13 protein-coding genes are annotated in these 15,738 nt (G+C 64.0%); 4 read left to right on the top strand and 9 right to left on the bottom strand.

What is annotated here, in order from left to right:
* Positions 1–4: 4 nt before the first annotated feature.
* A complete protein-coding gene (locus FHW69_RS09390; protein ID WP_183422818.1) occupies positions 5–898 on the bottom strand; it encodes a DMT family transporter in 894 nt (297 codons plus the stop codon).
* 72 nt (positions 899–970) lie between these two features.
* Positions 971–1,507 carry a hypothetical protein gene (locus tag FHW69_RS09385; RefSeq protein WP_183422780.1) on the bottom strand — a complete coding sequence of 179 codons (537 nt, stop codon included), beginning with the start codon at positions 1,505–1,507 and terminating at the stop codon, positions 971–973.
* A 196-nt stretch (positions 1,508–1,703) separates the two neighbouring features.
* On the opposite strand from FHW69_RS09385, the gene FHW69_RS09380 reads away from it, so the two are divergent.
* The 3 genes from FHW69_RS09380 to FHW69_RS09370 are packed head-to-tail and all read left to right on the top strand — an operon-like array spanning position 1,704 to position 5,670.
* On the top strand, positions 1,704–2,873 hold the full coding sequence (locus FHW69_RS09380) for an acyl-CoA dehydrogenase family protein (RefSeq protein ID WP_183422779.1): 1,170 nt from the start codon (positions 1,704–1,706) through the stop codon (positions 2,871–2,873).
* Positions 2,863–3,351 (top strand): hypothetical protein, encoded by a 489-nt coding sequence (locus FHW69_RS09375; protein ID WP_183422778.1) that lies wholly within the window; start codon positions 2,863–2,865, stop codon positions 3,349–3,351. Before FHW69_RS09380 ends, FHW69_RS09375 begins: the two co-directional genes overlap by 11 nt.
* Positions 3,352–3,402: 51 nt before the next feature.
* The gene (locus tag FHW69_RS09370) at positions 3,403–5,670 is read left to right on the top strand and encodes a thiamine pyrophosphate-dependent enzyme (protein WP_183422777.1); all 2,268 of its coding nucleotides are present in this window, start codon (positions 3,403–3,405) and stop codon (positions 5,668–5,670) included.
* Positions 5,671–5,779: 109 nt separating this feature from the next.
* Here FHW69_RS09370 and ppk1 read toward each other — a convergent pair whose 3' ends face one another.
* Complete coding sequence (ppk1, locus tag FHW69_RS09365; RefSeq protein WP_183422776.1) at positions 5,780–7,942, bottom strand: polyphosphate kinase 1; 2,163 nt, start codon at positions 7,940–7,942, stop codon at positions 5,780–5,782.
* 116 nt (positions 7,943–8,058) lie between these two features.
* On the bottom strand, positions 8,059–8,865 hold the full coding sequence (locus tag FHW69_RS09360; protein WP_183422775.1) for a helix-turn-helix transcriptional regulator: 807 nt from the start codon (positions 8,863–8,865) through the stop codon (positions 8,059–8,061).
* 114 nt (positions 8,866–8,979) lie between these two features.
* On the opposite strand from FHW69_RS09360, the gene FHW69_RS09355 reads away from it, so the two are divergent.
* On the top strand, positions 8,980–10,230 hold the full coding sequence (locus FHW69_RS09355; RefSeq protein WP_343204000.1) for an MFS transporter: 1,251 nt from the start codon (positions 8,980–8,982) through the stop codon (positions 10,228–10,230).
* A gap of 192 nt (positions 10,231–10,422) precedes the next feature.
* Here the strand turns inward: FHW69_RS09355 and murB are convergent, their stop codons facing one another.
* The 5 genes from murB to FHW69_RS09330 are packed head-to-tail and all read right to left on the bottom strand — an operon-like array spanning position 10,423 to position 15,596.
* Entirely contained in the window at positions 10,423–11,466 is a 1,044-nt protein-coding gene (gene murB, locus FHW69_RS09350) for a UDP-N-acetylmuramate dehydrogenase (protein ID WP_255494720.1), read from the bottom strand.
* Positions 11,463–12,491, bottom strand: a complete 1,029-nt coding sequence (locus FHW69_RS09345; RefSeq protein ID WP_183422774.1) for a quinone-dependent dihydroorotate dehydrogenase — start codon at positions 12,489–12,491, stop codon at positions 11,463–11,465. Before FHW69_RS09345 ends, murB begins: the two co-directional genes overlap by 4 nt.
* 11 nt (positions 12,492–12,502) lie before the next feature.
* Positions 12,503–13,279, bottom strand: a complete 777-nt coding sequence (locus FHW69_RS09340) for a class I SAM-dependent methyltransferase (protein ID WP_183422773.1) — start codon at positions 13,277–13,279, stop codon at positions 12,503–12,505.
* 11 nt (positions 13,280–13,290) lie between these two features.
* Entirely contained in the window at positions 13,291–14,040 is a 750-nt protein-coding gene (locus tag FHW69_RS09335) for an SDR family oxidoreductase (RefSeq protein ID WP_255494719.1), read from the bottom strand.
* A gap of 20 nt (positions 14,041–14,060) precedes the next feature.
* Positions 14,061–15,596: an aldehyde dehydrogenase family protein gene (locus FHW69_RS09330; RefSeq protein WP_183422771.1), complete on the bottom strand. Its 1,536-nt coding sequence runs from the start codon at positions 15,594–15,596 to the stop codon at positions 14,061–14,063.
* Positions 15,597–15,738 lie beyond the last annotated feature (142 nt).

The raw sequence follows: 15,738 nt of genomic DNA, 5'->3' as shown, positions 1-15,738 counted from the left end.
TGAATCAGGCCGATCCTGCGCCGCCCACCACGCGCGTGCGCCGCCACCAGTTGGTCTTCTTGTCTTCGCGCACGAAGGTGAAAAGGCCCGCTCCAAGAATCAGCGCGATGCCGATGAGCATCGGCCAGTCCAGCGTGTCGTGAAACAGGAAGTATCCGAACACGATGGCCCACAGCATCTGGCTGTACTGTGTAGGCGCGATGCGGTTGGCAGGTGCATTCTGCGTGGCAAACATCAGCAGCACGGCGCCGGCGGCGGCCAGCAGGCCGTAGCCCAGCAGCAGGAACCACTGGTGTGCATCGGGCCACACAAACGCAGGCAGCATCAGTACCGCACCGGCCACCATGGGGCCGATGACGCCCGCACCGTATAGCGTGATGCGTTTTTCATGCGCTCCGGCCATGCGCAGCGCAATGATCGACAGCGCACCGGCAATGCCGCAGACAATCGCGGCGACGTGCCCGTGGCCCAGATGACGGAAGCCGGGCCGCAAGACGACCAGCACGCCAATGAAGCCGACGATCACAGCCGACCAGCGACGCCAGCCCACGTGCTCATTGAGGAAAATGACGGACAGGATGGTGACGAAGATCGGCAGCAGGAAGATCAGCGCGAACGCTTCGGCCATGGGCAGTGCGGTGAAGGCCATCACGGCGGAAACGTTGCCCACGGCACCGGCAAGCGCGCGCAGCAGCCACAGGGCGGGGCGCCTGGACACGATGATCTCGCGCCACTGGTCACCGGGTTTCTTCAGGAAAGGGATGGCTGCCAGTGCCAGCACGGCGCCAAAAAACACAGCCTCATACGCGGGCAGCGAGCCTTCCAGCAACTTCACGAAGGCGTCGCTGCACGCGTAGGCCGCGTAACAGGCAAAACCCAGCAGGACACCTTTGATCACGAGCATGCTTCCCGGGGAGGAGGGGGCGTGCTCATTATGGCAGGCGGCTGGGGTCAGGAGGCGAACGGCGCTTTACGGAGCCGTGCGCGTCATCAGCGACATGTCCAGATGCATGATGGCCGAATGGAACGCCGAGGCACCCTGCTGGCCGGACGATGCCGGGTCGAAGCCCAGCGACGCCGGGAGGCCCGAAGCGCTTAGCAGGTAGCCACCTGCAAGCATCGTCCAGGTCTGTCCCGGGCGCTGCTCGCAGGTCGTCCACTTCACCTGTAGCCCCACGCGCTCCAGGCAGTAGCCGGTGCCATCGGTCACCGTGCCGGAGGAGCCTTCGCCCGGTGCTTCCACCCGCTGGAGGGCCGGCTCGCCCAGCAGGCGGGTCAGGTCCGCCTTCGCCCAGGCGGCTTTGCCGCCCGCCATCGCATCCAGGACGGGCAGGAGATCCGAACCGCCATCGGTACGGAACCCGTACACCACGGTCTGGGCAGCGTTGCGTTCATCCACGAGCACGAGGGGGCCGCTGATGCGCTCGGCCAGAACGGGCGAGGCCACGCAGAACAGGGCGGCGAACGCGGCAAGGCGCGCCGGGTGGCGGGAAGTGTGGTGATTCATGGGCAACTCCGTATCGGTGGGGGAAGGCCGGGTATGGTGCTCGCCCGCTGTTCCGCTGCCTGTCGGCGAAACGCCGACTGAACGCGATTCAGTGCCCGACATGCGCGTAGGCAAAGATGTTGCGGCCCGGCATGACCGCCGTGGGGCCGCTGGCTACAATCGGTGGTTTCCCCCATTCCTTTTCGGGATTTGCGCCATGGCCCACCGCCTCGATCCGCTCGACCTTTACGACGTCCGTTCGCTGCTTACCGACGAGGAGCGCATGGTGCAGGACACCGTCGGCCGGTTCGTCGACGAGAAAGTGCTGCCGATCATCGGCGACTGCTTCGATCAGGGCCGCTTCCCGAAGGAGCTGATTCCGGAAATCGCTTCGCTTGGCCTCCTGGGCGCCACGCTTCCGGAGGAATACGGCTGCGCCGGCATGAATGCGGTGAGCTATGGCCTCATCTGCCAGGAACTGGAGCGCGGAGATTCTGGCCTGCGCAGTTTCGCCTCGGTGCAGAGCTCGCTTTGCATGTACCCGATCTACGCCTATGGCGACGAAGCGCAGAAGAAAAACTACCTGCCGCGCATGGCCGCCGGTGAAGTCATCGGCTGCTTCGGTCTGACCGAACCGCACGGCGGCTCGGACCCGGCCAACATGAAGACCGTGGCGCGTCGCGATGGCGGCGACTGGGTCATCAACGGCGCCAAGATGTGGATCACCAACGGCAACGTCGCTCATATCGCCATCGTCTGGGCGCAGACCGAAGACGGCATCCAGGGCTTCATCGTGCCGACCGACACCAAGGGTTTCACCGCGCAGGAAGTGCACAAGAAGATGAGCCTGCGCGCTTCGGTGACGTCGGCGCTGTTCTTCGACGATGTGCGTGTGCCCGATTCGGCACGGCTGCCCAACGTGGTGGGCCTGAAGGGACCGCTGGGTTGCCTCAATCAGGCACGCTACGGCATCACCTGGGGTCCCATCGGCGCCGCGCAGGCATGCCTGCGTGAAGTGCTCGATTACACCGCGGAGCGCATCCTGTTTGGACGTCCGCTTGCAGCAAACCAGATCACCCAGGCGAAGATGGCCGACATGGCACGCCGCATCACCACCGCGCAGTTGCTGTCGTTGCAGCTGGGCCGTCTGAAGGATGCGGGCAAGTTGCATCCCACGCAGGTGTCGCTGGCCAAGTGGAACAACGTGCGCATGGCGCTGGATATCGCGCGCGAGTGCCGCGACATTCTGGGCGGCGCTGGCATCACCACGGAGCACGGCGCCATCCGCCATGCGCTGAATCTGGAATCGGTCATCACGTACGAAGGTACCGAAACCGTCCACCAGCTGGTCGTGGGCCGCGAACTGACCGGCATCAATGCGTTCTGATTTCTCCGGGATCGCCGCAGGCGTTCGCGACGCGCTGTCCCGGGTGGACAGCGCGCTGGTGGGCACGGGCGTTTCCGAAGTGATCGTGATCGGCAGCGCTGCGGCGCTGCTGGCAGGCGCCGATGTCGAGGTGGCCGATATCGACCTGCTTACCAGTGTGGAAGACGCCATCCGTATCGAATCCGCGTGGTCGGCCTGGCACCAGCCAGGCTATGTTCCCGGTGATGGTGGACGCTTCCGCTCGCGTTTTTCCCGCTACGCGTGGGCCGGCATGCCGGTGGAAGTGATGGGCGGCCTGGAAGTCGCCGTCGACGGCCATTGGCAGAACGTTGCCGTCTCCCGCTCTCGGGCGGTGGACGGTTTGCGCCACATCCGGGTGGCTTCTGTGACCGATCAGCGCGCTTTGCTGGCGCTGTTTGGACGGCCCAAGGACGACGAGCGCGCTCACGCATTGCTTCACGTGCTGGCAGACGCCTGACGTCCTCCGCACCTCCCCCTTCTTTCGTTCGATTCTTTCGAGTCCGACCCCATGTCCATTCCGCACGCCATTGCCGCCCGTCACAAGGGCTTTAACCGCGCCGAGATCGTTGATCAGAATTTCGTGGAATTTGTGCAGTTCTGGCAGGGCGAGGTCGGCGACACGCCGCGCGACCACGATCCGGTGTTGCCGGGCAGTTCGCTGGATGCGCGTGGTTTTCGCGAACTCTTCGAGTCGCAGCTCATCAGCCGTCACCTTGACCTGATGGCGCGCGTGCTCCGCGTGCAGAACAAGGTGTTCTACACCATCGGCTCGTCGGGGCACGAAGGCAACGCCATGGTGGCGCGCGCCACGCGGCACACCGATCCGGCGTTTCTGCACTATCGCAGCGGTGCTTTCATGGCCGAGCGCTTCCGCAAGTTGCCGGGCATGGATCCGGTGATGGATTCGGCGCTGTCGTTTGCGGCCAGCAAGGAAGATCCGGCATCGGGCGGCCGCCACAAGGTGTGGGGAAGCAAACCGTTGTGGGTGCTTCCGCAGACCTCGACCATCGCCTCGCATCTGCCCAAGGCGCTGGGTACGGCCATTGCCATCGAGCAGGCGCCGCGCATCGGTCATACGCTGCCCATTCCCGACGACTCCATCACCATCTGCTCGTTCGGTGACGCATCGTCCAATCACGCGACGGCGCAGACGGCGTTCAACGCCGCCGCGTGGACGGCCTACCAGAAGCTGCCCGCGCCCGTGCTGTTTGTATGCGAAGACAACGGTATCGGCATTTCGGTGAAAACGCCGGGCGGCTGGGTGGCCAGCAATTTCCGCCAGCGTGCCAATCTGGATTATTTCTACGCGGACGGTCTGGACCTGTCCGGCGGCTACGCCGATGTGGAGCGCGCGGTAGCGCACTGCCGCAACACGCGCCGGCCCACGTTCCTGCATCTGAACACCACCCGCATCATGGGTCACGCTGGTACGGACTTCGAGATCGAATGGCGTTCGGTGGAAGAACTGGTGGCGTTGGAAGCCACCGATCCGCTGCTGCGCTCGGCAGCGATTGCGCTGTCGTCGGGGCTGTACGACAAGCCCACGCTGCTCGCGCTGTACGACAGCATACGTCGCCGTTGCTTCGAGGCCGCCGAAGATGCCGACGGCCGCCCGCGTCTTTCCTCGTTGGCTGACGTGATGGCGCCGCTGGCGCCTTATACGCCCGATGCCGTGCGCGCGGAAGCAGAGCGTTCGGACTATGTGGAAGCGCGCGAGCGCGCATTCGGCGGTGCGGAGAAATTGCCCGAAGCACAGGCGCCGCGTCATCTGGCCATCCAGATCAATCAGGCGTTGCACGACCTGATGGCGAAGTATCCGCAGACGCTTCTGTTTGGCGAGGACGTGGCCCAGAAGGGCGGCGTGTATACCGTAACCAAGGGGCTGCACAAGACATTCCGCAATGCGCGCGTGTTCAACACGCTGCTGGATGAAACCATGATCCTTGGGCTTGCCCAGGGTTACGCCAACATGGGCATGCTGCCGATTCCGGAAATTCAGTACCTGGCCTATTTTCACAACGCGTGCGATCAGATTCGCGGCGAGGCGGCGTCGTTGCAGTTTTTCTCCAACGACCAGTATCGCAATCCCATGCTGGTGCGCATTGCGTCGCTGGGTTATCAGCGTGGCTTCGGTGGCCATTTCCACAACGACAACTCGATTACCGCGTTGCGCGACATTCCGGGTCTGGTGGTGGGTTGCCCCAGCCGGGGTGACGATGCGGCAACCATGCTGCGTACGCTCGCGGCGCTGGCCAAGGTGGACGGTCGTGTCTGTGCCTTCCTTGAACCCATCGCGCTGTACATGACCAAAGACCTCCATGAAGCGGGTGATGGCGCATGGCAGTTCAGCTATCCGGCGCCGGGTGAGGCGATGGCACTGGGCGAAGGCCGCATCTACGGCGAAGCGTCGGACAACGATCTGGTCATTTTCACCTTTGGCAACGGCGTGCCGATGAGCCTGCGCGCCGCGCGCCGCATTGAAGCGACGCATGGCTGGAAGGTGCGGGTCGTGGATCTGCGCTGGCTGGTGCCGCTCAACGATCCATTCATTCAGGCACAGGCCGCATCGGCCAAACGCATCCTGGTGGTGGATGAAGGCCGCAAGAGTGCGGGCGTAGGCGAGGGCGTCATTACGGCCATTGTGGAAGGTGGCTATGGCGCCACGCCGTTGCATCGCGTGGTGGGTGCGGACACGTTTACACCACTGGCTGGCGCAGCGTTTCTCGTTCTTCCCGGGGATGACGACGTGGTTGCGGCTGCGGCGTTGCTGGCGTAACCGGCGTCAGCTTTTGGCGTTGCCCGATGCCCCCTGACAACTGCGCCTCGTTCTGGCTCAGTTGTCAGGGGCATGCGTGATGATTAATGCATCCGGGGCAAATACAGGATCAGGCCGGAGGCAGGGCCACCGCGCCGCAGAACTTCTCCAGAAGCTGCGCCTGCACATCGCGGACGGGCTGCCCGGCTGACGGCTGTCCCAGCACATAGCTGCCATCGGGCTGCATGTTCCACGCCGAGAGGTTGTCGGTGAGGTACAGATCGAGTTCTTTCTTTACCCGCTGCTGGAGCTTCTTGCCCTCGATGGGGAAGCAGGTTTCCACGCGACGTTCCAGATTGCGTTCCATCAGGTCGGCGCTGGCCAGATAGAGCAGGGGCTCGTCCACGTTCTGGAACCAGTAGGCGCGGCTGTGCTCGAGGAAGCGGCCGACGATGGAGCGGACGCGGATATTCTGAGACACCCCCGGCACGCCCGGACGCAGGCAGCACATGCCCCGCACGATGAGGTCGATCTTCACCCCGGCCTGGCTGGCCCGGTACAGCGCGCGGATGATCTTCGCATCGGTGATGGCGTTGACCTTGCAGATGATCTGCGCGGGCTTGCCAGCCGTGGCGTTGGCCGCTTCACGCGCAATGAGTTCGAGGAAGGTTTTCTTCAGCGTGAACGGCGCATGCAGCATGCGCTTCATCTTCAGCACCTTGCCCATGCCAGTCAGCAGGCGGAACAGGCGATGGACGTCGTCGCACAGGGCTTCGTCGGACGTCAGCAGGCTGTAATCGGTGTAAAGGCGTGCATTGCCCGAGTGGTAGTTGCCGGTGCCAAGATGCGCGTAGCTGACGATCTTGCCGTTCTCGCGACGCTGCACCAGCATCAGTTTGGCGTGGGTTTTCACGCCGACTACGCCGTAAATCACGACGGCGCCGGCCTGTTGCAGACGCGAGGCGAGGGTGAGGTTAGATTCCTCGTCGAAGCGCGCGCGCAGCTCCACCACGGCGGTCACTTCCTTGCCCGCACGCGCCGCTTCCACCAGCGCGTCCACGATCTCGGAGTTGGCGCCGCTGCGGTACAGCGTCTGCTTGATCGTCAGCACCTGCGGATCTTTCGCCGCCTGACGCAGCAGGTCCACCACCGGGGAGAACGACTCGTACGGATGCAGCAGCAGGATGTCCTGCTTGCCGATGACCTGGAACATGTCGTCTGCGTCACCCAGTGCCTTGGGCAGCGAGGGAACAAACGGCGGGTATTGCAGGCGTGCGTAATCGGCTTTAAGCGTGATGGCGAACAGGCGCGCGAGGTTCACTGGGCCGTTCACTTCGTAAAGCGAATCGGCTTCCAGCGAGTACTGCTTCATCAGGTAATCGACGAGCGGCTTCGGGCAGTTGTCCGCCACTTCCAGGCGTACCGCATCGCCATAGCGGCGCGAGAAGAGTTCACCGCGCAGTGTGCGCGCCAGATCTTCCACGTCTTCCGGGTCGATGGTCAGGTCGGCGTTGCGGGTCAGGCGGAACTGGTACGAACCCAGTACCCGCATGCCGGGGAAAAGGTCATCGGCGTGCGCGTGAATGATCGAGGAAAGCAGTACGTAGTTGTCGCCGCCTTCGCATGCTTCGTCCGGAAAACGCATGATGCGCGGCAGGACGCGTGGCGCCGGCACGATGGCCAGGCCTGAGTCACGGCCGAACGCGTCGGTGCCTTCCAGTTGCACGATGAAGTTGAGGCTCTTGTTGACCAGGCGCGGAAACGGATGCGTGGGGTCCAGCCCGATCGGCGTCATCAGTGGCGCCACTTCCTGACGGAAATAGCGACGCACCCAGAGCTTCTGCTTATGCGTCCACTGATTGCGGCGCACGATGCGGATGCCGTGGGTTTCCAGTTCCGGCAGGATTTTTTCGTTGAGGATGGCGTACTGGCGTTCGATCTGCCGGTGCGCAATGTCGGCGATTTCCGCCAGTGCGCGCTTGGGCGATACGCCGTCCTGTCCGATCACTTCGTGGTCGAAGGCAATTTGCTGCTTGAGGCCTGCGACGCGGATCTCGAAGAATTCGTCGAGGTTGTTCGAGAAGATCAGCAGAAACTTGAGGCGCTCGATCAGCGGCTTGGATTCATCCAGCGCCTGATCCAGCACGCGGATGTTGAACTGCAACTGCGAAAGCTCGCGGTTGACGTACAGGCTGGCATCGGAAAGATCGACGGGCGAGGCGTCGGGCGTGCTGGAGGCCTTGCCAGGAGGCAACGGCTTGGCAGCGGGAATGGCGTCGGTGGAAATGGTCATCGTGTCCAGGTTCGGCGCTCCGGTAGAGGGGCTGGCGGCGCAAGCTCCATACCGGTGCGGGAGACCCATGGTACGCCGGTACGGCGTCGAAGGGCCGTCGTCGCCTTAACGATATGTCAGGCATCTTGCAGGGCGGTGACATGGGCGCCGGGGGACTGCAAGTAGCGGCTCGGTGCGCTGCCCAGCGTCTTGCGGAAGGCTGCCGAGAATGCGCTGGGGCTGGCGTACCCAAGGTCCGCTGCAACGCGGGTGATGGCCTGGCCCTGACCGAGTCGCGCCAGTGCCGTCATCAGGCAGGCCTGGTGCCGCCATGCTGCGAAGCTCATGCCGGTTTCCTGGCGAAATAGTCGCGTGAAGTTGCGCCGGCTCATGTCGGCGCTGCTGGCCATGGCGTCCAGATCCTTGTCGCGCTGCGGGTCATCCAGCAAGGTGCGACACAACGCAGCCAGACGCGGATGCGCGGGCAGCGGAGCGTTGAGCGGCAACTCTTCCATGATGGCTGTCTCGGTCAGCAGCAAACGCATGACGTCGCCATCGCGCCCGTTGACCTCGTAAAGGGTGGGCAGGTCCACGGCTTCGCTGAGCAGGGCATGCAGCAGCGGCGACACGGTCATGACCCGGCATGCCACCGGCAACCCGGCAGCGGCGACGGCATGCGGCAGTACGTAAGCGCTTCGCGTGGACACGGCGCCGATCATGCGCACTTCGTGCGTTACGCCGGGTGGAATCCATAGGGCACGACGTGGGGGCAGCAACCAGCTGCCCTGGTCGGTGAAGACTTCGATCAGCCCCTGCGAGGCGTAAAGCAGCTGTCCGCGCCGGTGGTTGTGGGCGGGCAGCACGGTGTCGGCGACGTATTCGTTGCCCGTGGCAATGACGTCGCGGGGCGTGTCTTCGAGGGTGGAGGCGCGGGCATTTCGCATCTTTGGCCCAATTTCGACAAAAGTTGACCCGGTGACGAATGCGGGCCTTCGCTGCCCACTTTATGGTGTGCTACCTGAGCGCGCAAGCGCAGTACCTTCCCCACGAGCTTTCCCATGTCCGCACAAATCGAACCGATGCCTGTCGCGTCTGCGCCTGTTCCATCTGCTTCTGCAGTCGCCGCACCGGTGGCTGAAGGCACGGCGTTTGGCGTGATTGGTGGGATCAGTTTTGCCCATTTCCTCAACGACATGATGCAGTCGTTGATTCTGGCGATTTATCCGATCCTGAAGACGGGTTTTCATCTGAGTTTCGGACAGATCGGCATTATCACGCTGACGTATCAGGTGACGGCGTCGCTGCTGCAACCGGTGGTCGGCATGGTGACGGATCGCAGGCCGATGCCGTATTCGCTGCCGATCGGCATGGGCTTTACGCTGGTGGGTCTGCTGTTGCTGGCGGTGGCGCCCACGTATGGCGTGCTGCTGGTGGCCGCCGGGCTGGTGGGGACGGGATCGTCGGTTTTCCATCCGGAGTCGTCGCGTGTGGCGCGCATGGCGTCGGGTGGACGGCATGGGTTGGCGCAGTCGCTGTTCCAGTTGGGCGGCAATGCGGGGTCTTCAGTCGGTCCTCTTCTGGCCGCCTGGTTCATCGTGCCGCACGGTCGGGGCAGCGTGGCGTGGTTCTCACTGGCGGCGTTGCTGGCCATCGTCGTGTTGTTGCAGATCAGTCGCTGGTACGCGCTGAATCACGCAACACGCGGTGTGTCGCGCAAGCAGCGTGAGGGCGGTGTGGTGCTGTCACGCGGCAAGGTGGCGTTCGCGCTGTCGGTGCTCGGAGTGCTGGTGTTCTCGAAGTATTTTTATCTGACCAGCCTGAGCAGCTATTACACGTTTTATCTGATTCACCGCTTCGGTGTTTCGGTGCCCAGTGCGCAGACGTATCTGTTTGTTTTTCTGTTCTCGGTAGCGGCAGGTTCGGTGATTGGCGGGCCCGTGGGTGATCGCATTGGACGCAAGTACGTGATCTGGATTTCGATCCTCGGCGTGGCGCCATTCACGCTGCTGCTTCCCCATGTGGGCCTGTTTGCCACGGCGGCGCTCAGCGTGGTGATCGGACTGGTACTGGCGTCGGCGTTCTCAGCGATTCTGGTTTACGCGCAGGAGCTGGTGCCCGGTCGTGTGGGCATGATTTCGGGATTGTTCTTCGGCTTTGCGTTCGGCATGGGCGGCATTGGCGCCGCATTGCTGGGCCGACTGGCCGACAGCCACGGCATCGACTTCGTCTACCAGTTGTGCGCGTATCTTCCGCTGATCGGCATCTTCGCGCTGTTTCTTCCCGACGTGGAGCGTCGCCGCAAGGCTTGATCGTGGGTGTTGGCGAGCGGGCTTGCTCGCGGCTGCGAAAAGCACGGTGAGGCACGAGAAGGCGGCATCCCTGCCGGCCACCGCTGCGGGGCCTTTTCCGCCCGAAGGCCCTCGCGCTCCTACCGCTCCCGATGAGGGCGGCGGATGCCTTTCTCCGGGTACTGCGGCTTGGTGCAGCAGATCACTGACGTCTCAGGAGACCACCAGCGGTTCGGGTTCCAGGCGGACGCCGAAGCGGGCTTCCACGGAGCTCATGATTTTGCGGGCGAAGCCCAGCAGTTCGGGGCCGGTGGCCTTGCCGTGGTTGACCAGTACAAGGGCGTGGCGGTTGGAGATGCCTGCATCGCCGTCGCGCTGGCCTTTGAAGCCTGAGGCTTCGATCAGCCACGCAGCGGAGAGTTTGGCGGTGCCTCCGGCGTGCGGCCAGACGGGCAGGCCGGGGTGGGCGAGGGCGAGCGCATCTGCCGTGGCCGAGCTGACGATGGGGTTCTTGAAGAAGCTGCCCGCATTGCCAATGACCGCGGGGTCGGGCAGCTTGCGGCTGCGCAGGCGGACGACGGCTTCGGCGACGTGGAAGGGCGCGGGCTTCGGTACGCCCATGCGTTCCAGTTCTTCACCGATGCCTGCGTAGTCCATGTTGAGAGGGCGTTCGCGTGGCAGGGCAAAGGTGACGGCGGTGATGATCCAGCGGCCGGCCTGCGCCTTGAAGCTGGAATGGCGATAGGAGAATGCGCACTGCGCACGATCCAGGATCACGAATTGGTTTGCGTGGGTGTCCCACGCTTCCACGCTGTCGACAAACTCGGCAACTTCCACGCCATAGGCGCCGATGTTCTGGATGGGTGCCGCGCCCACGGTGCCGGGAATGAGGATGAGGTTTTCAAGTCCCGCATAACCCTGGCCAAGTGACCAGCGCACGAAGTCGTCCCAGCGTTCGCCGGCGGCCACGCGCAGCAGTACGCGGTCGTCGCGCTGGATGGTTTCAACGCCACGGGTTGCCATCACCACGACGGTGCCGTTGTAGTCACCTGCCAGCAGCACGTTGCTGCCTTCGCCAAGCACGAGCACCTTGCCGTCCTTGACGGCGGGGTAGGTGAGCAGTTCAGGCAGTCTGGTGGGATCGCGCACTTCGGCCAGAAGCTTTGCACGTGCATCCACACGCAGGGTGTTGCGCGTGCCCAGCGGTGCGTCGCTGGCGAGCGTGAAGCCGCCCATGTCGACCGGTTCGTTGTTCATGCGGACACCTGCTGACGACGGATTTCCTCGACGGCCTCGGCCACGAGTTTCGGGCCGCGATAGACAAGGCCGGAGTAGAGCTGCACGAGGGAGGCACCTGCGGCGATTTTTTCTGCGGCGCCATCGCCATCAAGAATGCCACCCACGCCGACGATGCCAACCTTGCCACCGAGGCGGCGCGACATGCCGCGCAGCACTTCAGTGGAGCGCTGGAAAAGAGGGCGCCCGGACAGGCCACCGGTTTCTCCCGCATGCGGATCACCTGCGACGGCATCGCGGGCGATGGTCGTGTTGGTGCAGATGACGCCATCGACGCTGGCCGACAGCAGTACTTCGGCGATGGCGTCCAGTTCGGCTTCCGCAAGATCAGGAGCGATTTTCAGCAGCATGGGTTTGCGTGCGCCGTGCTGACCGGCCAGTTGTTCCTGGCGCTCACGCAGCGTGCCGATGAAGCGGCGCAGCGTGTCTTCTTCCTGCAGATCGCGCAGGCCCTGGGTATTGGGCGAAGAAATGTTGACGGTGATGTAGCTGGCCAGCGGATACACGCGATCAAGGCAGTGCAGATAGTCGTCGACAGCGTTTTCGTTGGGGGTGTCTTTGTTCTTGCCGATGTTGATGCCCAGCACGCCGCGGAATGACGCGCGCTCGACGTTGCGTACCAGCGCATCCACGCCCGCATTGTTGAAGCCCAGCCGGTTGATGACGGCTTCGTGCTGCGGAAGGCGGAACATGCGCGGCTTGTCGTTGCCTGCCTGGGGGCGCGGCGTGACGGTGCCGACTTCCACGAAGCCGAAGCCCATGGCGGCAAGGCCGTCCAGGTGATCGGCATTTTTGTCCAGACCGGCGGCCAGGCCGACGGGATTGGGGAAGTCGATGCCGAATGCGCGCACGGGCAGGGCAGCCGGCGGTCTGGCGATCCAGCGGGACAGCTCGCTGCGATGCGCTACATCAGACAGATAGAGGGTGAGCCCATGGGCCGTCTCGGCGTCCAGCGCGAACAGTAGCGGTCGGATCAGGTCGTACATCGGTGGGTCCGTCAGGATGAGGCTGGGTGTACCGAGCCCGCAAAAATGCGGGTGTCGTAGTCGAAGTCGACGCCGCCATCGCTGGCGCAGGCGTCGTACAGGTCGCGCAGAGCGTAAAGCATCGGCTCGTAGTTGATGTGGCCGGGGCGGGGCGCGTAGGAGGACGATAGCAGACGCCCCTTCAGGGCATCGAAATCCAGCTTCTGGGTGTGCGGGAAAGAGGCCATGCCCCGATAGCCGTCGCCAAACCATTCGGCCATGGTGTCGTCGTCGGCATAGCGCTCGGCCACGCTCACATAGTCGTTGCCGTATTCGAGAAGAAGGCGCTCGTAGCCTTCCAGAAAGGGCGTGCCGACCAGCCTGCGGGAGTTCCAGAACACCGCTACGAGGCCACGCGGGCTCAGTATCCGGTGGAATTCGCGTTTGGTGCTGGCCTGGTCAAACCAGTGGAATGCCTGGGCGACGGTGACCAGGTCGACGCTGCCGTCGGGCAGGCCGGTGGCTTCTGCCGTGCCATCCACGGCACGAAAGCGCGGGTCGCTGCCCAGCCACTGCACGGCGGCTGCACGCATGGGGGCGTTGGGCTCCACGGCGATCACGGTGTGTTCCTCATCGAGGAACATGCGGCTGGAGATGCCAGTGCCCGCACCGATGTCGGCCACGATCCAGTCTGCCGTGACACCCAGATGTGCCAGCCAGTCGATCAGTGCGTGCGGATAGTCTGGCCGGTAGCGGACGTAGTCTTCCACGCGGTCGGAGAAGCGTTCGGTCGAGCGCAGGTCATTCATGGCACAGCCCTTCAGGTAAGGATCTGACCGCCGTCTACTGCCAGTGTCTGTCCGGTGATCCAGCCGGCCAGCGGCGAGGCCAGGAAAAGTGCGGCGCCGGCGATGTCTTCCGGACGGCCAAACCGGCCGAAAGGAATGCTTGCCAGCGTGCGTTCGTAAAGCTCCGGATCGGTGCTTCTGCGGCGCTCCCAGAGGCCGTCTTCAAATTCGACGGAACCGGGTGCAATGGCGTTCACGCGAATGCCGGTGGGTGCGAGTTCCAGTGCCTGCGACATGGCGTAGTGGGACACGGCGGCCTTGATCGCCGCATACGGCGCACTGCGAGGGCTGGCGTAGAACGCCGAGATCGACACGGTGTGCAGGATGCACGGATCGCGGCCATCGCGCAGCCATGGCAGGGCGGCGCGCGAGGTGCGCACCGCTGCCATCAGGTCGACGTTGATGCTTCTGGCCCAGCCGTCTTCGTCATTGCTCATGCCGTAGCCGGTGGCGTTGTTCACCAGGATGTCGATGCCCCCGAGCGCTTCGGCTGCTTCGGCCACGTAGCGGTCGATGGCGGCCGGATCGGCAAGGTCACAGGACGACGCATGCGCACGCACACCATGCTGGGCGATCTGCCAGGTGACTTCCGCAAGAGCGGCTTCACCGCGCGCGCAGACGGACACATCCGCGCCCGCGGCGGCGAAGGCTACGGCAATGGAACGCCCGATGCCCTTGCTGCCGCCGGCGACGATCACCCGCTTGCCGATCAGTCCCGGCATGGTTGCGTGCGTTGCCATCATCAGAAGTCGAACTTGATGCCCTGGGCGAGCGGCAGCGCATCGGAGTAGTTGATGGTGTTGGTCTGGCGGCGCATGTAGACCTTCCATGCGTCGGAGCCGGATTCACGGCCACCACCGGTTTCTTTCTCGCCACCAAACGCGCCGCCGATTTCTGCACCGGACGTGCCGATGTTGACGTTGGCGATGCCGCAATCGGAACCGGCTGCCGACAGGTACTGCTCGGCGCCCTTCAGATCCTGGGTGAAGATCGAGGAGGACAGACCCTGCGGCACGGCGTTCTGCATAGCGATGGCTTCATCCAGCGTCTTGAACGGCATGACGTAGAGGATGGGCGCGAAGGTTTCCGTTTGCACCACGTCGCTGGAGTTGTCCAGGCCGGTGATGATCGTGGGCAGCACGAAGTTGCCCTTGCGGTCGGTGAGGGCCTTGCCACCTGTGCGAACGGTGCCGCCGGCAGCCTTTGCCTTCTCGATGGCGTCGAGGTAGGCCTTCACGGCTTCCGGGCTGTTGAGTGGGCCCATCAGCGTGGCGGCGTCGGTGGGATCGCCGATTTTCTGCTCGACCTGGCCGTATGCCTTGACCAGCGTGTCCAGCACGTTGTCGTAGATCGACTCGTGCACCAGCACGCGGCGCGTGGACGTGCAGCGCTGGCCGCAGGTACCCACGGCGCCGAAGACGATGGCCGGGATGGCCAGCTTCAGATCGGCGCTGCGATCCAGCACGATGGCGTTGTTGCCGCCCAGTTCGAGCAGGCTGCGACCCATGCGTCTTGCAACGCGCTCACCGACCATGCGGCCCACCTTGGTCGAGCCGGTGAAGCTGATGAGCGGAATGCGCTTGTCGTCAACGAACGTCTGCGCCAGTTCGGTGCCTGCGTCGTTGAACAGGAAGAAGATGTCCGGGAAACCGGCATCGTTCAGGGCTTCGTTGCAGATCTTCATCGTGGCGATGGCGGACAGCGGCGTCTTGGGCGACGGCTTCCAGATGCAGATGTCGCCGCAGATGGCGGCAAGGAACGCATTCCAGCTCCACACGGCCACGGGGAAGTTGAAAGCGCTGACGATGCCGACCAGGCCGATCGGGTGCCACTGTTCATACATGCGGTGGCCGGGGCGCTCCGAATGCATGGTGTAGCCGTAGAGCATGCGGCTCTGGCCAACGGCAAAATCGGCGATGTCGATCATTTCCTGCACTTCGCCGTCGCCTTCGGGCTTGATCTTGCCCATTTCCAGGGCGACCAGCGAGCCGAGGGCGTCTTTGTGCTTGCGCAGTGCTTCACCGCACAGGCGGACGGCTTCACCGCGGCGCGGTGCCGGGGTGGTGCGCCATACCGCGTAGGCTTCCTGAGCGCGCTGGACGATGGTCTCGTAATCGGCGGCGCTGCTGGCCTGAACGGTGGCAATGACCTCGCCGGTGGCGGGGTTGGTCGGGCTGAGCGTGCCGGCGTCCTTCGTGGACGACCACTGGCCCCGGCCCAGATAGGTGCCCGATTCATTGGCGGACAGACCGAGCGACTCAAGGATCTTTGCGGACATGACGGCTCCTGTGGGGGCGCGGAGGATGACTTCCGGCCTTGGTAAAACCGCGATTCTAGCAAACGGGTGGTAAGACCCCGTTGTGCGGCGCGACGTGCACGAATGTCACGGAAGTGTCGCGGAGATAAGCGCGCCAGCAGAC

Source organism: Luteibacter sp. Sphag1AF, from assembly GCF_014192715.1.
Classification (GTDB): domain Bacteria; phylum Pseudomonadota; class Gammaproteobacteria; order Xanthomonadales; family Rhodanobacteraceae; genus Luteibacter.
Note: the sequence above shows the minus strand (reverse complement) of the source record. Positions and strands in the feature narration are given on the sequence as shown.